The sequence below is a fragment of the Polaribacter sp. Hel1_85 genome, assembly GCF_000766795.1.
Taxonomy (GTDB): Bacteria; Bacteroidota; Bacteroidia; order Flavobacteriales; family Flavobacteriaceae; genus Polaribacter.
In genome coordinates this window covers 122,576-145,853 of record NZ_JPDS01000002.1, presented here as the reverse complement: position 1 = coordinate 145,853, position 23,278 = coordinate 122,576, and the positions used below count along the sequence as shown (strand labels likewise).

Genomic DNA, 23,278 nt, shown 5'->3' with positions numbered 1-23,278 from the left:
ACGTTGTTTTTTAAAAATCAATATTTAAACCAAAAGAGATTGTTTTTGAGATGGGTCCATCTCCTCTTTGATAACCATATGTAATTGGTGTATTTGCACCACTACTAGTAGTACCTGCTGCTTCTGGATTAAAACCTTCATATCCATCTGCAAAAAAGTAAAGCAAATGTTCTCCTGTGGCATATAATCGTACTTTACTTAAACCATATTTATTGATATACTCATTAGGAATTGTATACCCTAAGCTAACATTTCTTAACGCTACGAAAGATGCGTCTTGTATGTGGGCTGATGTTAAGTTTCTTGGAGCCGTTAGATTATTATCTGTAAAACTACCATTTATAAGTCCTGAAGAAAAATCAGAATTTCTAATAGTTCCAATATCTCCAACTCTTCTTTCCGCTCCATGAGAACCATTTAAAGCAAAGTTAAAATCAAAATCATATATGTCTATACTACTGACAAAACCCCATTCAAAATCAGGATATGGACTCCCTAATACCGTTCTATCGTCTTCATCAATAATTCCATCTCCATTTATATCTACTACAAACACAGATTGAGATTCTAAATCGTATCTATCAAATACTCCATTTCCAGATTCTGTAAATTCGTATGCAGGTATTTCTTTACTTGTATCTTGTACATAACCATAAAAAGCAGATATAGGACCACCAACTTCAGTAATCCATTGTACTGGCCTGTTTGCGTCTGAAAGAGAAGTAACTATTTGTTGTGCACCCCCTAAATTTAACACTTCATTTCTATTTGCTGAAATTTGTCCAGAAACAGACCAAGAAAAGTTTTCCTTTCTAATTACTCTAGAATCTAATTGAACTTCAATACCAGAATTTTTTACTTGACCAATATTTTGTAATTGATTGTTAGAACCAATTACTGATGGCACTTGTAAATCTAAGATTAGATCTTCACTTTTTTTATCGTAATAATCTACAGATCCATTTATAGATCCATTAAAAAAACCGAAATCTACACCTAAATTGGTTTCAACCAATTGCTCCCAACCCAATGTTGGGTCTCCTAAATTAGTTACTTTTCTACCTGTAGCACCATCTACCTGAACTGTACTTGCTAAAGCTAGAGATCTGTATAGAGAATTAAAAATATCACTATCTATGGCATTACTTCCAGAAATTCCATAACTCGCTCTTAATTTCAGGTTAGAAATGATATTGCTCTCTTTTAAAAAGTTTTCTTCTGATATGTTCCAACCTAGAGAGGCAGTTGAGAAAACACCGAATCTGTTATCGATTCCAAAACGAGAACTACCATCTGTTCTAGCAGAAACTGTAAATAAATATTTATCATCATAATCATAAATAACTCTACCAAAATAAGAAATGAGTTTCTCTTCTCCTAAAAATGTAAAAGTTTCTGGTGAATTTGATGCATCTGCTAATGATATATTAGAGGTAAAATCATCTGCAAAAACACCTTGCACATCCAAACTAATTAGTGTGTAATTAAATTTATCAAAAGTAAAACCAGCTAATGCATTTACATTATGTTTGCCAAAACTCTTTTTATACGTTAATAAGGACTCAACATTCAACTGCAATCTAGTAGATACTTCATCTGCCCTTCTAGATTCCAGTGATTGGTCTTCATCTGACAAATAACTGATATAACGTGTGTTTCTTGTTGTTCTATAATTCCCTGCTATGGATTGCTTAAATTTTAAACCTTTTGCCAATTTAAACTCTATGTAAGAAGATCCAAAACCGGTAAATTGATCTTTTGTTCTTGCTCTTAAATCCAGAAAAGATCTAGGCCCGTTATTGTTTGTAGAACTTATTGTTAAACCTTCGTAAGTTGGATGTGGAACAGGACTTCCGTTTTGATCAACTACAATTCCTCCATTACCATCTGCTTGAAAATACCCATTAAAAGCACTTTCTAAAGGAATACTTCCTACTGTCAAATCATTAACATCTATATAAGTACTACCTATAACTGTATTGTCGGCATTTAAATTACTTCCATCTGCATTCGGGTATGGGTTTACATATGCTAGCGTACCTTTGTTTAAGTATTCAGGTAACCAAGAAGTTTGTCTAATAGGATCAATAAATGAAACAGGTAATCTATCTTGATCTATAAACCTAACATTAACTGTAGCTCCATATTTAATGGTCTTATTTTTTGTTTGTGACGAAACTTTTAATCTAGCGTTATAACGTTCAAATTGATCCACAAGAAAAACCCCTTCATCTTTAATATAAGAAATAGAAGCATCAAACTTAGATAACTCAGAACCACCTCTTGCAGAGAATGAATGACTAGTAACTTGACCTCCACTAAAAACAACATCTTGCCAATCTGTTTCACCTCCATTTGCAGCAGCTATATATTTTTGAGCCGTTAACTCTGATTTAGCCGTTAAATAATCGTCATTGAAATCTTCAAGTTGTAACTGTGTAGCATCACTCAAATTTACATTTGCAAATAATCGATCTATCCTAGATTCTTCTTCGCCAATAGATAAATTAAAGTTATTATTTTTCTTAGCCCATCTATAACCTGTATATGTATTATAGCTAAATTTAGTATCACCAGCTACACCAGATTTTAAAGTTACTATTATAACCCCATTTGCTCCTCTAGACCCATAAATAGCAGTTGAAGAAGCATCTTTTAGTACCTCTATTGATTCTATATTGTTCGAATCTATACTACTTAGTAAGTCTGGGTCTGTTCCAATCGGAACTCCATCAACAACAATTAATGGAGCAGATGTACCACTAATAGATCCTGCACCACGAATAGTGATACGAGTATCTCCCCCAGCTTCTGTATTTGCTGTAGTAATATTAACCCCTGCAACTCTACCTCTTAAGGCATCATCAATTCTAGGAGTAATCGATTTTCCGAGCACATCACCTGAAACTTTTGAGACTGCATTTGTTAAGTTTTTTTGTTTTTGAGATCCATACCCTACAATCACAATTTCATCTAAAACATTAGAATCTTCTTCTAAAGCTACGTTAATTGTTTTTTGATTTATAAAAGTTATACTTTTAGTTTTAAAGCCTAGGTAAGAGAATTGTAATACATCTCCTTGTTTAACTTTAATTTTATAGTTACCATCAAAATCGGTACTTATTCCTTTTGTTGTTCCTTCAATGATGATATTGGCACCTAATATAGGTTCATTATCAGTTTTAGAAGTAACATTTCCATTTACTGTAACACTTTCTTGTGCATAATTGATAGCACTAAAAAGAAGCATTGTAATAAATACTAACTTAATTTTTAAGTTCATCGTTAATTAATTTGAATTGTTTTATTTTTTTAATAAGATATACAATAGTAATCCATTTTGAATATTATTACACATCTTATTTGGTTAACCAATTTGGTTAACCAAATATATGTATTTTTTTGATATTAAAAAATTTTTGTTAATTATTTCATAAAATCCCCTCTAATAGAACTAAAGAAATTAATTACCTGCTTTTGTGCGAGTACTCTATTTAATAACTGAGATGGAAATTATATACAGTTTCCATAATTAAATAAAACTGTTTATAAAATCTCGCTATTACAAGCAGATTTATTTTAAATTATTTTTTATCTCCAAAATATGATGGTCCATCACCAGTTAAGAAATCTTCTCTTACCGGGCTAAATGTGTCAATTAGTTGTCCTTCTTCTAAACAAATTGCACTATGCAATAAGTTAGGTTCAATATATACGCCATCTCCAGCTTCTATAATTTGCTTTACTCCATCAATTTCAAATTCGAATTTACCCGAAACACAATAGGTAGCTTGCGTGTGAAAATGTTGATGTGGTGCACCTAATGCTCCTTTATCAAATTTCACGCTTACCATCATGATTTGATTATCGTAACCTAAGAATTTTCTTGAGACTCCTCCACCAAGTACTTCCCATTCCATATCTTTTGTGATAACGTACTTTTCACTAACTCGTTTCATAATCTATAATTTATTTATTTTTATTTAATTGAAATAATAAGAACCTGACCACTCATAATTCTTATTGTTAATTTTTAATGTATGTTTTGCTTTTTTTGAAGCATTCTTATTTGCTGTTATAAAAAGCTTTGAATTACCATTTACATTTGTAATTTTTATAGCAGTATAGTTTTCTGTATCTAAAACAACTTTTAATTCTTTTATACTACTATTAGAGTTAAATGCAGACTCTGAAACTGGACTATAACTACCATGTGCTTCGATTACTGAAACAAAAGAAGTGTTTTTAGCATTTTTACGTCTTAACATTAAAGCTGGATCTCTTCTTAAATTAAACTCAGGATCATTTGCTCCAATTCTAGTAAATAATAATTCATCTTTATTATTTGTTACTGTTGTAAGTGTATAAAACTTGTTATTATTGAACCAAGAAAATTTAGAGTTATCACTATTTGCATTTGCAGTACCTTCTACATATAAATGCTGGTATCCATTTTTAGTGCCTAATGTTTTTAATGTTTGTGGTGTTTTGTATTTAAAATTAGTTTGTAAAACTTGCCCAAAATAGTAATACGGAAAATCGTATTGATTAACTGTAGCAGAAGTCACTTTCATAATATCTAAAACGTATGGTTTTTCGAAATCTTCATCTTTAATAACAGCTATTGTTCTATGCATATCTGTACCAGGATATGTTTTCGTTACTTTAGAGCTGGCAACTTTTACATTGTTATTGTCTGAAGAAAAATAATGCAAAGTTGGATGATTTTGACTTCCTATTTCATATTTACCATTATAATGAGATGTTTCGTTTTGTGTAACAGTATTATGAGCGATAGTTTGTTTTGCCCAAGTTTTATTTTCTTTTAAGTAATTTCCGCCACCTTTTTGTTCAATATTTACAAAACGTGATAGCCCGTAGTCTTGAAGAACTTCTTCTCCTTTTTCATATAAAGAATATGATAATTTATCATAATGCCCATGACTTGATCCTTGTGATGCATATTTAAAAACAAGTTCCATATCTTCATTTCTTAAAATTCCAACACCACCTTGTTTACCCTTTGGACCATCAGATAAATTAATTGATTTTTTATCGAATGGCTTTGCTAATCCATTTTTAATACCAAGTGCTACAGCCAAACCAGAATCATCTAATAAGACTTTATTTTGTTGTTTTGCAATACTTAATAGACCAGGATTTTGTTCTCCATAATGATAAGAGATATCTACAGCAGTAACCAAGGCACTGTTGTAATAAGACATTCCTTTTTGACCATCGTTAAGCGGAAAAAAATCGCCATCTGCATCAGATAAATTTAAAAGTGCGTTAATCGATTTTAAAAGTACACCTTCTTTATAATCAAAAATCTTTAAATCTGGTTTTACATTATGTAACCCTTCAGCAAAAACTAAAAAAGGATACATTGCATAACGTTGGTAATAAGGACCTTCATTATAATATCCATCTGGAGAAAAAGGCTCTTCTATATTTGCTAAAAAACCAGCTTTTCCATCCTTATTAATAAAGCCACCATCATCATCTTTTGCAGTTTTATCCATTTCTTTGCCTTTAATACCATATAAAGCACGATCAATTAATTCTTGATCATTCATGACCAAGCCAATCATACCAACAGCAGCATTTCCCCAAGTACTATGATTGTGAACTCTTTGGTAAAATTGTGGACTATCTATAGATATATGATCTGCAAATGGTCTAAATAAATTAGTCTCTAATTTGTTTCGTTCTTCTTCTGATAAATAATTATAGATACAATCATAAGCTTGACTCACGTATACCAACCAGTTTGAATCGTTTAAGCATTGCCAAAATAATTTACCCCTTGCATAAGACCTTGTTTTTGGGTGCAGTGGTAATGTTTTATAAATTGCCTCATACTGCATCAACATATCTTTTACATATTTGGCATATTTTTCGTCATCTAAAATTTGGTATAAAACACCTGCTTTTTGTAGCACTACCCAATTTCGTTTGTGTCTTACGTGTGTGTATCCTCCAGAGTAATCTTTTGGAATTGGCACTTCAATACCTGCTGCAATTTCTGCATCAATTTCTTCTTGAACTGCTTTTAGTGAACTATCAAAAATAGGTATATTACCTAATTGTGCTCTAATGTCTTTAACGCCTTTAGTAGTAAGAATTAAGCTAGGGTGTGAACTTTCGTTTTTTACATCATCATTCGTGTTTTTAGTTGTTTTGTTACAAGCTAATACAGCTGATAACAGCATTAAAAATACGATACTTTTTGATATTCTTTTTTTTAATTTCATGCTTAACTCTTTTGCTATAAAAATGAATTTAAAACTGGTTAACCAATTTGGTCGACCAAATGTAAGTTTATTTGATATTTTAAAAAAATAATAATTTACAAATTAGTGATTTTGAGTTTTAAAAATGATTTATATCAGTTTTATGACTATCAAACCCACTTTTTTAAGTATTTAAATTAGAACAAAAAAAGCCCACTTAATTAAAAATGGACCTTTTTAAAGTAAATAATTCAAATTTTACTCAATAATTATTTTTCTAGATCCTACTAAGTCATTACTCATAACTTTTAGAACATAAACTCCTTTAGACAAATTAGAAACATCTAATTTGTTATTTATTAGTTTTGATGAAGAAATAACTTTCTTACCAATTAAATTGTAAACTTCCATACCAGTAATTGTTTCGTCTGTAGAAATTTGCACAAATTCATTTGCTGGGTTAGGGTAGATGCTAATTTTTGAAGAGAAAATATCGTTAACAGATGCTGTAGCACCTTCATTAGTAAGAGATAAGTAATCAACTCTAATTTCTTGGTCTCCAGTAGACCAAGTGTAATCATCAGTTTTATCTACTGGTGCAGTTGTAGGTCTTCCTATACCTCTGATAAAAATAGCGATAGATGTTTCGTCTCCTGAACTAAAAGTTACATCTACAGTATGATAATCTGTGTCAGCAGGTTTGGTAACAACTTGTGTTGCAAGATTTTTTGAAGCATCCTCTACAATGGTTATGTCAGAATATCCAAAACCTGATGTTGGTGATTGTACAGCATCAGTATAGTAAGTAGGTGTATAGCTATCTTCAAAACCAGAACCCTTTAATACTCTTATTTCTAATTCTCCATCTATACCAGATGCAGTAATATCTGAGTCATCTTTAAAATTATAGAATAAAGATAGTTTATAATCAGTATTAGCTAGTACAGCAATTTCTTGATAAACTCCATCAGCTTCAAGAGCATCAAATTTAATAGCAGCACCACCAGTTATAGTTGATGTTTCACCTTGAGAAGCTAAATCGTTGTTTCTCCAAAACGCACAAGAACATGTACTTGTGCTACCTTCTTTATATACTAACTTGTCAAAACCTGGGTTTTGTACCACAGGATCTTGTGCAAATAAACTTGCACTTGCAATTAAAGCAATAAAAAGTAATGTTTTTTTCATAATTTAAATTTTAAAAGTTAATAATAAATTGGTGTACCAAATTGGTTTACCAAATTGGTCTACCAAAAATACAAATAATATTGAATAATAAAAACTTTATTTGTATTATTTTAAAAATTTGGTTGTTAGTGCCTTATGAAAGCTGCTTATTCGTAAAGACTTCTAGGGGTTTTATTATTTTTCCTTTAATATTTCCACTTTTATTGAGAACAAAAGGTTTGTAATATAAAGATTGAAGCGTAAAATTATTTTCATGTTTTTTTACAAAAAAAACTGATTTTAAAGATTAATACATATTAATCTTTAAAATCAGTGCCTAAATTAGAAATTGATTTTCCTTAAAAAATTAATACATCAATTTCATTACTAAGTTTTCTTGAGTTTTTATTTTTCCAGAATTAATTAAAGTATTTTCAGATTCAACATTGTTTTTTGCTCCCCATAAAATAGAAACATAATCAACTTTATTGTTTTTAAATACATTTTTAGTAATGTTTACATTTACAATACCTCTATGGTTTAATAACATTTTGTTTTTTTCTTTGCTTCCACAATTAGTAAAAGTAGAATTTTTCACTAATAAATTACCTCCAATTGTAGATTCGTCATAACCCCCTCTATAGTAATCAATAACGTTTTGTTTAACGTTTGTGAATTGGCAATTATCAATCGTTAAATATTCTGTATTATAATCACCTCTATCATTTGTTTCTTCAGATAATTCTATTCCATTTTCACAATTAGATATTGCAGTATTTCTAAATGTGATTTCTTCAGAGAATGATTGTTTGTAAACCTTTAAAGCATAATTAAAATTACTAATTTCAGAATCTATAACTTCTAAACCAAAATGATTAAACATGTTCTCTTTTAGGCTTGCAAACGCAAATTGAGAATTTGTTCCTTTTAATTTAATGTTCTTCAAAATTAATTTACCATAAGGCTGTAAAGATAGGGCAGGAGTATTTGCAGCTCCGTTATATAAGATTTCAGTTTTTCCTTTAGATTGAATTGTAATTGTTTTATTGATAATTAAAGACTCAGAAACTGTGAAAGAACCATCATTTAATTCTAAAATATCTCCATTTTGAGCTTCTTTTAATTTGGCAACTAATTCAGTGTTATTATTTACAACGTGAGTTGTAGCTTCTTTAGTTTCAACGACATTAGAATACCAATCTGCACCATATTTTGTTTTGTCTAATAAATCTAAATTAATGTTGTCTGAATTTAATATTGCTCCAATTTGATTAGATTTACTTCTTGGATTTCCTAATAAATCTGCAGTAATTGTTTCAAAATCGAAACCAGAATAAATTTCTACATCATCAAAACCAGTTGTTGGTACAGAAATATCTGTTCCAATATTAGTAACCTTTAAATCTTTAGAAATTAAACCATGTGCATTTTTAATTTCTACACCATTATTATCTATAATGTTACTCGCAAAAGTAACTCCATCAGCTTTATCATGCTCAATAATAGGATTTGCATCACCTTTAGAATTATAAATAACATTGTTTACAACTTCTGTTCTTAAAGGTCTTGCAGAACGGATTTCTGATTTTGGTAAAACCGCAGCTTGTGCAATATTTGTACCTACACCAAATTGCCAAGGCGAATCTGAATCTACAAAGGTGTTATATGCAACAACTACGTCTGTAACTTGGTTGTATCTGTTTAAAGGAGATTTTGGAATTCCATTCATAATTGCTATTGGACTTCTAAAGTTTTTACCTTTTATTTTGTAGAAAAGGTTATTAATTACCCAATGACCAGTGTTTATAATTCTAATTCCACCATATTGATCATTAACTCCATCACCAATAAAATAATTTCCATCAACAGTTACATAATTTCCGTGTCTTGTTACTACAGAACCTTCACTTTTATAAAATACATTGTTTTTTATGATGTTGAAGTTTGTTTTACTTGATATAATTTCAACTTCACCATTACATTCTTCGAATAAGTTGTTTGCAATTGTAGTATTACTTGGAGACATAGAAGTAAAGCTACTTCCTAATTGAATAGTTTCTCCTCTTGCACCACCTTTTCTAGGTCTTGGACCAAAATGATTATTTACAATTTGATGATAATTTCTAATGCTTTGATTTCCTTTTAAATCAACCCTAACAGTTGGTCCACCGTTTGTTTTTCCTGCAAGATAACAGTTTTCTAGTGTATTATGTTTTCCATAAAACTGAACCCAAAGATTATCTTGGTCACGTTCAAGATTATTAAAATCTAAAATTACACAGTTTGTTACACTACAGTTATTAGCAACATTTTTTTTACTTGTTTTAAAAGCAATTACATTTTGCGTTGGCGAGTGTCCGTTTCTAAAGAATAAACCACTAACCTTTATATAATGACCGCTAATTTGCAAATTAGAAACGCCCTCGATAAAGACTTTTCCTGGAGTTTCAGCTTTTAAAATTATTGGATTTTCTTTAGTTCCTTCTCCTTGTAATACTATTTCTGCATCTTTATAAGTTCCGTTTTTAACGAGAATAATATCACCAGCTTTTGCATTTTTGGCAGCGTCTTTTAATTCTGATGCATCGCTTACAGAAATTTCATTTGTAACTTTTTGATTACAAGAAATGAGTGTTAAAAATAAGCTGAAGATTAATAATAAATTTTTCATAAAATATTTTATAATTAAGATGTTATTGATAAAAGTGATTTTAATAAATTAAATTGGTTTACCAATTTGGTTTACCAAATATAGTTACTAATTTTGGATTGAGAAAATTTTCTGATTGAAACAAAATGAAATCCTTGTAAATAAGGTTAGATTTTTGGTTTTAAGTTTTTAAAGAAGTCAATTTAATACTATTTTTACAGTTGTGCTTAACTTTAAAAAAAAATAGATATATTTTCTTTTTTTTATCTAGTTGCTTTAAAACATTATAATGCTAAATTTTAAAAGATGAAAACGATTAAATGGGGAATAATTGGTTGTGGAGATGTTGCTGAAGTAAAAAGCGGTCCTGCTTTTCAAAAAGTAGACAATTCAGAGTTGGTTGCTGTGATGAGAAGAAGTTCTGAAAAAGCAAAAGATTTTGCAACAAGACATCAAGTTCCTTTATGGTATAATTCTGTTGATGAGTTATTAGCAAATCCTGAAATTAATGCAATTTATGTTGCAACTCCACCTTCTACTCATTTAGAAATGGTAAAAAAATGTTTAAAAGCTAAAAAGTTTGTTTACCTAGAAAAGCCAATTACTTTAAACTTTTCTGAAGCTGAAGAATTGAATAAGTTAGTAAGTAGAGAAGAAAAATTAGTTGTTGCACATTATAGAAGAAAATTACCCGTTTTTTTAAAAGTAAAAGAATTAATTGATAAAAATAGCATCGGAAAAATAATGTTTGCAGATATTCAAATCTTGCAATCAAATCAAAACAATATAATTACTATAACTGAAGAAAATTGGCGTTTAAAACCAGAAATTTCTGGTGGAGGTTATTTTCATGACATTGCTCCACATCAACTTGATTTAATGTATCATTTTTTTGGTGAAATTAAAAAAGTCAAAGGTTATTCATCATCAACTTTAAATAATAATGTTGATGATGTTGTGAATGGAATTATTGAATTTAAAAACGGAATTCAATTTAGAGGTATTTGGAATTTTAATATTTCTGGTAAAGAAGCAAAAGATGAATGTAAAATATATGGAGAAAATGGTACAATTACATTTTCTTTTTATGGTGATAGAATAACTTTAGTAACTAATAATAAGGAGGAAGTTTTTCGTTTTACAAACCCAATTCATATTCAACAACCAATGATAGAAAGTACTGTAAACTATTTCTTGGGTAAAGATAAAAATCCTTGTAATATAGAAAAAGGAGTAACAGTTATGAAAATATTAGATGCATTTACAGCGTAAGAAAATCTATTTCACAAAACACTTTAACACCTTTGTAGTAATTGTGTCTTTCTTAAAAACAATAAAATACAAACCTTTAGAAAAATCAGATACATCTAATTTGTTTTTGTTGATTTTTTTATCAATAGATATTTTTCTTCCAGAATAATCATACATTTCTATAGTATCATAGTTTTCTGAATTTGCATTTTTAATAGTGACTTCTTTAGATGACGGATTTGGAAATAATAAAATGTTTTCTGCTTTTTCTTTTAAAGCTTCTACAGAAAGAAGATTTGTAATTTCTTCTATGCTAAAATCTGCATATTTAACTACTTCATCTTTTAAATCTTGTTGGTTATTTAGGCTTCTATAAATACCCCACTTTGGTCTTGAAAATTCAGCACCATCTTGCCACATATCAATTGGGTTGTTAGAGTAATTAAAAATGACTTCATTATTAGATATGTTTTTTATTTCAACAGCATAACTTCCAATATCACCAAATTTAATTACTTCAGTTACTTCAACCCAATTTCCTCTAAACAAATCTAAATTTGCTGTTTTTAAAGTGTTTTGGTCTGTAGTTGAGGTATATCTTAATTCTAATCTATCTGGATTTGATTTTCTTAATGTAAAAGAAATCATTGGGATAGAAGCATAAGGACCACCTACAGATTTTATTTGATGAATGTGAGTAAAACTAGATGAAGGTTTAAAGTCTGAACTTATTTTAAATTTCCATTTATATTCTATTGTTTCACCAATATTTGCTTTTACGTTTTCTGGAGAATCAGAGTAAGTTTTTATTTCATTTCGCTGTCTGTCAAATTTCTGACAACGATCATTGTCTGGAGTAACATGAATATGAAATAAGAAAACATCTTTGTTTAATTCTGAGTCGAATTCTTGCGTAATATGGTTTCCAAAACCTTCATGATTGCAATCAGGAACTTCCACCACATTTCTATTAGGGTTCGCTAAAACAGAATTAATTAAACTATAAGTATCTTTTGATTTATCTGCACTTAATACAACCTGACTCGAAATCTCTTGAATTATTAATATAAAAAGTGTTGCTAAAAAGATGTTTTTTTTCATATTGTAAACTGGTAAACCAAACTGGTTTTCCAAATATACAATAAAATAATACAACCTTTAATGTATTAATTAAGTCTTATTTATTTAAAATTATTAATTGTTTTTTTATTTTTTTAATCTCTTATTATTGGTTAGAAGAATAACAATTTTTTACTTTTTTTTATAACCAAGGATTATATTTTTCGTTAAAATATTGTTAACTAAAAATTTTTTGTATATTTGGCAAACCAGTTTGGTAAACCAATTTGGTAAACCAAATGAAATTATTAATATTTAAATCAAATCAATTCAATCTATTAATTCAAAATTATTAACTATGAACTTAAAAATTAAGTTAGTATTTATGGCAATGCTTCTTGTAAGTGCAATTAATTATGCGCAAGAAAGTATTACTGTAAAGGGAAGTGTAACTTCCGAGTCAGATGGCCAACCTATTTTGGGAGCCAATATTATTATTGTTGGTACTACAACAGGAACTAGTACTGATTTCGATGGGAATTATTCAGTAAAAGTAAAAAGTGGAGATGTATTACAATTCTCTTATATTGGTTTTGCAACAAAATCAGTTACAGTTACAGATCAAAAAACAATAAATGTAGTTTTAGCAGAAGATGCTAATGCATTAGATGAAATTGTTGTTGTTGGTTATGGTACAAGAAAAAAATCTCACTTAACAGGTTCTATCTCAAAAATTGGAGGTAAAGATGTTGCTGCTGTACAAACTTCACGTGTAGATGAAGCAATGGCAGGTAAGTTAGCAGGTGTTTTAATTCAAAATGCAAGTGGTGAGCCTGGTGCAGATCCAAAGATTCAAATTAGAGCTGCTTCTTCTATTTCAAGTAACTCTAACCCTTTAATAGTTGTAGATGGTTTTCCTATTTCAGGAAGTTTAGCAACAGTGAATCCTAACGATATAGAAAGTTTAGAGATCTTAAAAGATGCTGCTTCTGCTGCAATCTATGGTTCTAGAGGTGCAAATGGTGTTGTTTTGGTTACTACTAAAAAAGGGAAAACTGGTGCTCCTAAATTTAGTTATAATACATATACAAGTTTTTCTAACAAATACCGTGATAACATACTTAAAACAGGGTCTGAATGGGCTGCTATTTCAAGAGCAGAAATTGCTGCTGGAAATTGGGATGTTTCTCAAATAGATGCAGATTTTTTAGAGTATAGGTTAACTGCTTATGAGGAATCGCCAGATGAAGTAAGTGTAGAAGACTGGTTGTACCAAACTGGTAATACTACTAGCCATGATTTTAGTATGAGTGGTGGTACTGAGGATGTAAAGTATTTTGCGTCTGTTGGTTACCAAAATACAACTGGTATTATAAGAACTCAAGGGTTCGAAAGATTAAATGCACGTTTAAATGTTGATGCTAATTTGGGAGATAAGTTTAAGGCAGGTGTGAGTTTTAATGGGTTTACTTCAGACAGACAAATTGTAGGTTGGGATGTAAGAGACCTGTCTAGAGCAACAGCTATTCATCCTATTTATCATACAGCAGCATCTATTGCATTTGTACAAGATTTAGATAAAAAAGCACAGGCCTTAGGTTTAAAAGCTTTTGACAATGGGAAAAATAGTGGTGCAACAACTGGGTTGGGGTATAATCAAAGTATTTATACTTTAGAACCTGGAGATTTCGTGAATGACTGGCACTACGGTAGAGAGAATAATGGTATTGGAGGATCAGGAGATCAAGGTCCTGCAACGAAGCTAGATAATACTGAAATAACGCAAAAAACGTATTTTGCGAATATTAATTCTTATTTACAATACAACATTTTAGAAGGGTTAAATATTAAAACCGTTTTAGGTGGAGATTTTAGAGATACTCAAGACTATTATTGGAGAGGACTTATATCTGATGGTAAAGGTCGTGGTAGTGCAACTAATTTAGATCAAACAGATGTAAAAGTATCTTCAGTATTAAGTGAAACTACTTTAAATTATACAAAAGAAATTGGTAAACATAATATATCTGCTGTAGCGGGTGTCGAATTTCAAACGACTACTTTTAAAGGATCTGCTTTAGACGGTACTAACGTACCAAATACTCCTGTTATAAATTTCAACTTGCTATTACCTGCTGATATAGCTGTAACAGAGAGAGATGAAAAGAGAGCTAGAGAAAGTGTTTTTGGTAGAGTTAACTATGCATATGATGATAAATATTTAGCATCAGTATCAGTTAGAAGAGATGGTGATTCTCGTTTTGGTGCTAATGAAAAATATGCTACGTTTCCAGCTATTTCTTTAGGTTGGAATATACATAAAGAAGATTTTTTAGCAGATAATGAAACTATAAGTAAATTAAAATTAAGAGCAAGTAGGGGTTCATTAGGAACTGCTTCTTTTTTAGAGTCTTATAGTTCTTTGAGCTTATTGAGTCCTACTGCAACTGCATTTGGTGTTGGATTTCAAACTCCTTCAGACATAGCTAACCCAGATTTAACTTGGCAAACAAATACTGAAACTAATTATGGTGTAGACTTCGGTATTTTAAATAATCGTTTTACATTTGGTGTAGATCATTATACTTCAGATATTGAAGATATCTTAATTAATTATAGTATTTCTGAAATAAATGGAACAAGTGCTAGAAAATTAAATACTGGAGATGTAGAAAGTTCTGGGTGGGAATTTGAGTTATCTGCAGGGGTTATCCAAAAAGAAGATTTTAATTGGAATGTGAGTGCTAATCTATCTACAGTGAATACAGAAATCACAAGTTTAGGAGGTTTAGATGAATTACCTAGAGAAGGTGCTGGTCAATCTGATAGAAACGTTATTTTTAGAAATTATGTTGGTGGCCAAATTGGTGAAATGTGGGCTTTACAAACTGCAGGACAAGTTGAAATGATATATTTAGAAGATGGTACAAGAAGCCCAAACAATACTACTGGTGAATATTATGTAATAGATCAACAATCAGAAGGTGAAGAAGGATATGGTGAAATAGATAATACAAGAACTGTTGAAGAAGGTGGTGATTTAGTGAAAGTAGGACAAAATACACCAGATTTTTACTGGGGATTGAATACTTCTATGAACTATAAAGAATTTGATCTGTCTATGCAATTTCAAGGCGCACAAGGGGCTGAGGTTTACAATGTAGATCCTTATTATTATGGTTCTCAATGGGGTGGAAGATTAGTAGATAATTTTAAAGATTCTGATGGAAAAGCAGTTCACAATGGAATGTTTGTTAAAGGTGCAAAAGATAACATCGATGCAAATATACAAGACGCTTCTTATTTGGCCTTAAGAAATATAACAATTGGTTATACATTGAAACAAGATTTGGTTGAAAGAATAGGATTAAGTTCTGTTAGAATATATGGTGCAGCCACTAACTTATTATACATAATGGCAGATGATTACACATCTTATAACCCTGAAGGTATTGAAACTACAGGTGATTATACTGGCCCTACAACATCTGGTTTTCAGGTAGGTGCAAGTCCAGTTGTTAGAAGCTTTACACTAGGTTTAAATCTTAACTTTTAAATAAAGAAAAAATGAAAAAAATAAATATAATAGTATTAGGATTAATGTCGGTTATAGCATCATGTTCTACCGATTTGGATCAAGTTCCACCAAATATTGCTGAATCAGATTCTTTAACAGAATTTTCAGGAGTATTAAATGCAGCATATAACTATCAGACGGGGTCTGCAACTCCTTTGGCAGTAATGGGAGACTTTAGAGCAGACAATAATGTGTTTGATGAATCTCCTCATAATGAGTTTAATGATTTTGATGGCGGTTTAACAACAATGGAGGGTACATTTTTTAAACCTTTTTATGTAGCTTTATACAAGTCTATATTAAGTGCAAATAATGTTATTGAAAACTCTGTAGATCCAGCGGAAGTTGGTGAAGCTAAGTTTTTAAGAGGGTTGTCTTATTTTAAACTGGTAAAAGTTTTTGGTGATGTTACTATAAATTTATCTGCTGCACCAGATGTAACAGATACTTCTATTTTAGTTAGAAGACCTGCTGCTGAAGCTTATAGTATTATCATTACAGATTTAACAGATGCAATAGGTGCTTTAGATAATTCAAGATTAGGAGAAGGTCGTGCAACTCAAATCGCTGCTCAAGCTTTGTTAGGTAAAGTGTATGTACAAAAAGGTGATTTTGCAAGCGCAAAAACACATTTAGCGGCTGTTATAAGTGAGGCTGCTGCTGAAGATATTGAGTTAGAGGAAAGCTATGCTAAGATGTTTACTAAAGGATCAGATTTGAATAAAGAGATTATATTTGCAACCCAAATAGCAAGTTCTATTGCAATCGCTGAGTATAGTAGTACTACTTTTCCAGTATGGTATTCAGGAGGTGATACAAAAGCTGATGAAGATCCAGTAAACATTGATTTATTGAATGCTTTTGATGCTGCTGGAGATGTTACTAGAAAAAACGCTTATATTGATTCCTCTAACCAAAGATGTGTAAAATATGGTGTTGGTAATAGTGCTGACTATGCTAATGCAGACTGGACAGAAATAAGATTGTCAGATATTGTTTTATTATATGCAGAAGTTTTAAATGAAGAAACAAATGCTGATGGATCAAAATCTGCAACTATTTTAGCTGGTTTAGATGGTATTAGAACTAGAGCAGATTTAGCGACTTTAAGTGGTACTGCATCTACGCAAGCTGATGTTAGAACTGCAATTGCTAACGAAAGAAGATTAGAATTAGCATTTGAAGGTCACAGATGGTTTGACCTAGTAAGAACGGGTACTACAGGTATGGATGCTAAATATGATGTATTTCCAATTCCAACTTCAGAGATTTTTGCAAGTGGATTAGTTATTACACAAAATACAGGTTACTAATTAGTAATACAAATTAGAATAAATTTTATAATTGGGTTTGCAACTTTTAAAGTTGCAAACCCAATTTTTTTATGATTAAAATAAATACTAATACTCCAAATAACTTTCCTTTTTAAAGACTAATTATTTCTGATTTAAACATCTGACTACCATTGTTTACTACCTTAAATAGTAAATAATGAAGATTTAAATCTTATTCAATGAATATTTTATCATCTATAATACCTCTATATAGATCTATATAATTTTCAATTATAAGACCTTTTATTTAGTTTTAAACTGATAAAAAGGATCAACATAAAACTTTATTAAGGTAATTGTTAGGATAATATAAACTCTGTAATATTTTTTAGCTTCAACCAGAAATTATACAATTAATAGGTCAAATACAATTATGTTATATTAAATTAAGAACAAAAAATTAGCCCAATTAATTTTTATTAATTGGGCTAATTATAAAATGCAATAATTAAATGCGTCTAAAAAGATTAAAGCAAATAATAATTATAACTATTCTTTAATAGGCATTGTTCCTGGACCTACGGTTGCATCTTTAAACCACACTTCTGCATAACATCCATTTGCGTATTGTTTTGCAATATCACCATTATAAGTTTCAGAACCTGTGCTCCAAACAATATTATCCTCAGGGTTTTTACCATTTGTTTGGTTATAAGCTCCTTGTTTAAAATACTGTACTTCTCCAGCATAAGCATTTTCACGTTCTACACCATCACGTCCTATTGCAGTATATAATGACCATATTTGTTGAGGAATATCTGTTTTTTTTGTAAACTCAGATTTCAATAAGTCTTTTGTAAATTTAATAGTTTCATGACCTTTACTTTTAAAAGTAAGATGCATGATACCTTTATAAACATTTATTTCATAACTAAATTCTTCTCCTAATTCAATTCCATCTGCAGGTTCTTCTGGATATGTTGTAGAATCAGATCCAACTACAGACATATCATGTCCCCAAACAGCAGTTGAATAATCCCATCTTTTAGCATTAGATCCTTCTGTATTAATTTCGTAGTTCCAAAAAATAGACCCTTTTTTGTGTCCTGGATATTTTTTGTAAAAGATTTTTATTGGTTCGTTTTCATGCCCTTCATCACTATGAATTTGACCAACAACAACAGAATATGAAGCTGCTACTCTAGCATCTCCAGAGGTTGATACATGTTGTACTTTTAATGTACCGTTTAATTTACCTCCTTCTTCTGGAATCCAATGTTTTTTCTGACCTAATTCGGTTCTTGTGTTACTAGATGTTCTAGAAGTAATACCAGAGTTAGGTGTTTTATAAACTACCCAATTTGTATTATTTTCATTTTCTACATAAAAAAAACCTTTATGTTCAACTTTTGTTAAATCGTTATAACTAGTTCCATCTCCACAAAGAATTTTCCACTCACTCATAAATGGAATAACATCACTTGGATAAACTGTAGATTGAGTTTCTTTTTTTATAGGTTTTTTTGGCTTATTTGAGCATCCACTTATAAAAAAAAGGACTCCTAACATGAAAATGTAAGGTGTTAATTTTATACTATTTAATTTCATTTTATTAAAATTTTGATTATTCTATTATTAGTTAAAGTCAGTATTTAAAAATTACTTTCTTCTGCCATTTTTACGACACCAACAGTTAATATTAGGTTGGCAAAACGTCTTTGTTCACCTGTCTGAATAATTAATGTTGTTGTAGGTTCTTTTATTTTATCATAGAAAGCCCATCTTTCCATTTCATCCCATTTCACATCACCTAATAAACTTTTATAAGCGTCATGAATTTCTGCATTTGCTTCTTTAGGTTTTTCCATTACAATTGCTCCTTGAAAAGGACAAACTTCTAGTAAGCCTTCTAATACTGTTAGAGCATCTAATAACCCAGGACGAAAATTTAAATGAACTGTAGTAGAGTTTGGGCCATTCATTGCACCAACAGGTAAATTACCATCTGCAATAACAACTTGCGCAAAATGACCTGAACGTGCAAGTACTTCCATGATTGTTGGATGAATTACTGGTGTTTTTATCATAAATTTATATTTAAAAATTAGGGGCTTTAAACGATTAAAAACTTTTTATTTTATTACATATTATAGACACCACCATTGATATCTAAGGTAGCTCCTGTTATAAATCCATCATATTCAGAAGCTAAAAATAAAACAGCTCTTGCAACATCATCTGCATTACCTGCTCTTTGAATTGGAATACCAGAAATTGTTTCTGCTGCTGATTCTTTAGTTGTGTGTGTATTATGGAAAGATGTACCTAGAATAAGTCCTGGTGCAACAGCATTAACTTTGGTTCCTTGTGCTCCTAATTCTGTAGAGAGTGCTCTTGTAAACGTTAAAATAGCTCCTTTACTGGTAGCGTATACTAACGAACCTGGATGACCTCCTTTACGACCTGCAAGAGATGCTAAATTAACAATACTACTGTTCTCATTTTTTGCAAGATGAGGAGCTGCAGCTTTAGTTACAAACATCATAGAAGTCATATTAATGTCCATTACTTTATGCCAAAAATCAGCTTCCATATCACCTAATAATCTTCTAGCTACCAATGAACCTGCGTTATTTATAAGAATATCTAAACCACCAAATGCTTCTACAGTTTTTTCTACCATAGAAATTGCATCAGCTTCTTTTGTTAAATCTCCACTAATTGCAAGTGCTTTTTGTCCTTTATTAGTTGCGTATTCTGTTAATTGATTCGCTTTATCTGCACTAGAAAAATAATGTATGGCTACATTAGCTCCACTATCTATAAAATGTTTTGTGATAGATTCTCCAATACCTTGAGCTCCTGCTGTGATAAGTACGTTTTTACCGTTTAATTTTGAATTAGTTTGCATATTATTTTTTTAAATGATCATTTTTAGAGAAATAGCCTTCATTAGAAACTGCTGCATCACTTATAGAAATGCTTGCTGTTTTAAACCATACTTCTGCATAGTTTCCGTCTGTATATTGTTTTTGAACATCACCATCATGTGTTTCTGCTCCAGAACACCAATTTTTGTTTACTTCAGGAGATTTTCCGTTTGTTTGATTATAGCAACCTAACTTAAAGAAACATCCTTCAGCTGTATATGCACTTTCTCGCTCAACACCATCTTGGTTAATTGGTACAAATAATTTTTGAGTTTGTTCTGGTATATCTGCTTTAGTTGCATAGTCTGATTTAATGATATTTTTAGTAAAAGTTTTGGTTTCATGACCTTTACTAGTAAATGTTAAGTTCATAATACCGTCTTTAACAACTATTTCATAGCTAAATTCTTCGCCTAACTCAATTCCTTCTTTTGGTTCACTTGGAGGCGTATTTGCATCAGGGCCAACTACAGAAAAATCATTACCCCAAACTGCTGTAGAAAAATCCCATCTTTTAGAATTATCATCTCCTGCTGTATTAATTTCATAATGCCAAAAAACTGACCCTTTTGTATGATTAGGGTATTTTTTGTAAAATATTTTAAGTGGCTCATTTTCAAACTTATCTGCACTATGAATCTGACCTACAACTACAGCATGTGAAGCCGCAACAGTTTTATCACCAGTAGCAGATACATTCATTACTTTAAGTGTTGCAGTCATTTTATCATTTGCAGTTTCAGGATACCATTTTTTAATTTGCCCTAATTCTGTTCTTGTATTGTTTGAAGTTCCGTGTGTGCTACCTGCATTTGGCGCTTTAAAAACAACCCATTCAGTTCCTCCTTCATTTTCAGTATAAAAGAAATCTTTATTTTCAAAATTATTAGCAAAACCTACATTAGAGCCATCTCCTAAAATTAATTTAAAATCATCGAAAATTGGAATAACATCACTTGCATAAACTGTTTTTTTAGTTTCTTTTTTAATCTCTTTTTTTGCAGTTTTAGAACAACTGTTAAGTGTTATAAAAACACCAAGCAATAATACTCTTGCTACCGAAATAATAAATTTTTTCTTCATTTTTTGTTTATTTAGTATGTGTAAATCTTAATTTTCTATATGTTTTGATAATTTATAAAAATGTTTATGCATCATTTTAGTTGCTAATTCTATGTCTTGAGATTTTATTGCTAAATAAATATTCTCGTGTTTTTTTATTTCTAAAAAGACCTCATCACCTTCGCAAACAGTTTCTCTCTCATAAGTTGTAAGAATAGGAGGGGTTATTAAAAGCATTAATGAAATCATTGTACTGTTTTTACTAGCTTTCGCAATTGCTAAATGAAATAATAAATCTTCTTCTAAATAATCTTTTCCGGTACTTAATTTAGTACTAAAAGCATCTAAAGCATTTTTGATACGTATTAAATCTTGTGCTGTTCTTCTTTGAGAAGCTAACCTAACTGTTTTTAATTCTAAAGATATTCTTGTTTCTACGAGTTCGTTAAATGAAGGAGGATCTAAAGACACAATTTCATCAACAATACCATTAAAACCTGTTAAACCAATTGCTAAAAAAGTACCACTTTGAGACATTGATTTTAGGACTCCATAAAACTCTAACTTTCTTATAGCTTCTCTAATGTGATTTCTCTTCACATTAAATTTTTCCGACATCACTCTTTCTGAAGGTAGTTTATCACCACGTTCCAAATTTTTAGCGTTAATTAATTCTCTTATTTGAGATATCACATTATTTTGTAATATTCTATTTGAGTTATTATCTATAAGACTAATTTTCATGCAATTAAATATTCTTTAGTTTTTAAAGAGGAATATGTACAATTTTTTTTCTTTATTTAAAAATATTCTAAAAGTGCTATAATTCCGTTATAAGAAATGATACAAGCAAAAAGAAGTGATCCAAACAAACCAATATTAACAAATAGACTTGTTTTGTATCCTTTCATTATTTTTTTGCTATTTATAATCATAATGATTCCTAGAATTACAATTGGTAAAACAAATACATTAAATACTTGTGATAATATTTGAATTTCTATAGGATTTGCCCCAAAAGCTGGACCAATTAATGCTACTAAACAAGCAACAAAAGTTATGATTCTAAATTGTTTAGAATTCGTATCTAAAACACCAGACTGATAATCTGCAATCAATAATGGCGCAATTAATAAACAAGGGAATATTGAGGATAAACCAGCGCTTAGTGCTCCAAAAAAGAAAATTGTAACTGCCCATTTACCAGCAACTGGCTCTAAAGTATTTGCCATATCTAATACCTGTGTAACTTCTTTACCTTGGTAATACAAAGCCCCAGCAGCTACAGCCATAATAACACCACTAATAACAAATATTAAAATTGCTGCAGTTATAGAATCTTTTTTCTGTTGATCTAAATTTTTAATAGTCCAACCTTTTCCTTTTACAAATAAAGGTCTTGATAAAAATGTAGCAGAAGCCATAGTTGTACCTACAAAAGCAGCAACCAACATTTTACCTCCAGGAACATCTGGTATAGTAGGTATTAAACCTTTAATGACATCAACAGAAAGTGGTTGTACAAAGAATAATGATAGTACAAATGACAAGCCCATTAACGTTACAAATATTACTAATATCTTTTCGAAAAAAGTATACTTACCAACTAACATTAATAGATAGAAAACAACAATAATTATAATTGCAGTAATTAAAACGGTTTCATATTTATATGCAATTAATCCTTCAAAATTTACTGCTAAAATTTCGTAAATAATATTAGATGATATTCCTAATATTCCCATTAATGAATTCCATTGGCCAAAGGTGATACCAATAATAATTGCAATAGCTAAAACTTTACCAAATTTAAAATGTTTTTTAAATCCGAATAATGCTGTTTCACCCGTAATTAAAGCATAGTTTCCGTAAGCAAACATTAAAATCCCTGAGAAAAGACAACTAATTAAAAGTACCCATAATAATTGCATGTTAAATTTACTTCCAGCCACAATCATAGACGTTACACTACCTGTACCAATGGTGTAACCAATGGCAAAAATACCAGGTCCAAACCCTAATATAATAGCAAGAATTTTTTTAAAAAATGATTTCTTAGGTGTAGTTACATCCAT

General features: G+C 30.3%; 15 protein-coding genes. 3 read left to right on the top strand and 12 right to left on the bottom strand.

Translation table 11 applies throughout. The features are described from left to right. Positions 1-10: 10 nt before the first annotated feature. The 5 genes from PHEL85_RS07840 to PHEL85_RS07820 form a co-directional block, all read right to left on the bottom strand. A complete protein-coding gene (locus PHEL85_RS07840; protein WP_036823592.1) occupies positions 11-3,283 on the bottom strand; it encodes a SusC/RagA family TonB-linked outer membrane protein in 3,273 nt (1,090 codons plus the stop codon). A 301-nt stretch (positions 3,284-3,584) separates the two neighbouring features. Next, positions 3,585-3,959, bottom strand: coding sequence for a cupin domain-containing protein (locus PHEL85_RS07835; RefSeq protein WP_036823589.1), 375 nt, complete (start codon positions 3,957-3,959; stop codon positions 3,585-3,587). 24 nt (positions 3,960-3,983) lie between these two features. Next, positions 3,984-6,254, bottom strand: a complete 2,271-nt coding sequence (locus tag PHEL85_RS07830) for an alginate lyase family protein (protein ID WP_052108499.1) — start codon at positions 6,252-6,254, stop codon at positions 3,984-3,986. Positions 6,255-6,491: 237 nt separating this feature from the next. Next, positions 6,492-7,421: a T9SS type A sorting domain-containing protein gene (locus PHEL85_RS07825; protein ID WP_052108498.1), complete on the bottom strand. Its 930-nt coding sequence runs from the start codon at positions 7,419-7,421 to the stop codon at positions 6,492-6,494. 346 nt (positions 7,422-7,767) lie between these two features. Continuing rightward, a complete protein-coding gene (locus PHEL85_RS07820; RefSeq protein WP_036823587.1) occupies positions 7,768-10,071 on the bottom strand; it encodes a chondroitinase-B domain-containing protein in 2,304 nt (767 codons plus the stop codon). Positions 10,072-10,356: 285 nt separating this feature from the next. Here PHEL85_RS07820 and PHEL85_RS07815 point away from each other — a divergent pair, with 285 nt between their 5' ends. After that, on the top strand, positions 10,357-11,322 hold the full coding sequence (locus tag PHEL85_RS07815; protein ID WP_036823583.1) for a Gfo/Idh/MocA family protein: 966 nt from the start codon (positions 10,357-10,359) through the stop codon (positions 11,320-11,322). Positions 11,323-11,328: 6 nt separating this feature from the next. Here the strand turns inward: PHEL85_RS07815 and PHEL85_RS07810 are convergent, their stop codons facing one another. After that, entirely contained in the window at positions 11,329-12,402 is a 1,074-nt protein-coding gene (locus tag PHEL85_RS07810) for a T9SS type A sorting domain-containing protein (protein WP_052108575.1), read from the bottom strand. A 316-nt stretch (positions 12,403-12,718) separates the two neighbouring features. Between PHEL85_RS07810 and PHEL85_RS07805 the strand changes: the two genes are divergently transcribed. Then, the gene (locus PHEL85_RS07805; protein WP_036823581.1) at positions 12,719-15,916 is read left to right on the top strand and encodes a SusC/RagA family TonB-linked outer membrane protein; all 3,198 of its coding nucleotides are present in this window, start codon (positions 12,719-12,721) and stop codon (positions 15,914-15,916) included. A gap of 11 nt (positions 15,917-15,927) precedes the next feature. Next, a complete protein-coding gene (locus PHEL85_RS07800; protein ID WP_036823578.1) occupies positions 15,928-17,250 on the top strand; it encodes a RagB/SusD family nutrient uptake outer membrane protein in 1,323 nt (440 codons plus the stop codon). Positions 17,251-17,760: 510 nt separating this feature from the next. Here PHEL85_RS07800 and PHEL85_RS07795 read toward each other — a convergent pair. Genes PHEL85_RS07795 through PHEL85_RS07770 form a run of 6 tightly spaced genes read right to left on the bottom strand, consistent with a single transcriptional unit; the run spans position 17,761 to position 23,278 of the window. Next, positions 17,761-18,819 (bottom strand): polysaccharide lyase family 7 protein, encoded by a 1,059-nt coding sequence (locus tag PHEL85_RS07795; RefSeq protein WP_036823575.1) that lies wholly within the window; start codon positions 18,817-18,819, stop codon positions 17,761-17,763. Between the two features lie 44 nt (positions 18,820-18,863). Further along, positions 18,864-19,298, bottom strand: a complete 435-nt coding sequence (locus tag PHEL85_RS07790; RefSeq protein ID WP_036823572.1) for an RbsD/FucU domain-containing protein — start codon at positions 19,296-19,298, stop codon at positions 18,864-18,866. A gap of 53 nt (positions 19,299-19,351) precedes the next feature. Continuing rightward, positions 19,352-20,122 (bottom strand): SDR family NAD(P)-dependent oxidoreductase, encoded by a 771-nt coding sequence (locus PHEL85_RS07785; protein WP_036823570.1) that lies wholly within the window; start codon positions 20,120-20,122, stop codon positions 19,352-19,354. A gap of 1 nt (position 20,123) precedes the next feature. Next, positions 20,124-21,224, bottom strand: a complete 1,101-nt coding sequence (locus PHEL85_RS07780) for a polysaccharide lyase family 7 protein (RefSeq protein WP_036823567.1) — start codon at positions 21,222-21,224, stop codon at positions 20,124-20,126. Positions 21,225-21,251: 27 nt separating this feature from the next. Next, positions 21,252-21,947 carry a FadR/GntR family transcriptional regulator gene (locus tag PHEL85_RS07775; RefSeq protein ID WP_036823564.1) on the bottom strand — a complete coding sequence of 232 codons (696 nt, stop codon included), beginning with the start codon at positions 21,945-21,947 and terminating at the stop codon, positions 21,252-21,254. 56 nt (positions 21,948-22,003) lie between these two features. Further along, positions 22,004-23,278, bottom strand: coding sequence for an Nramp family divalent metal transporter (locus PHEL85_RS07770; protein WP_052108497.1), 1,275 nt, complete (start codon positions 23,276-23,278; stop codon positions 22,004-22,006).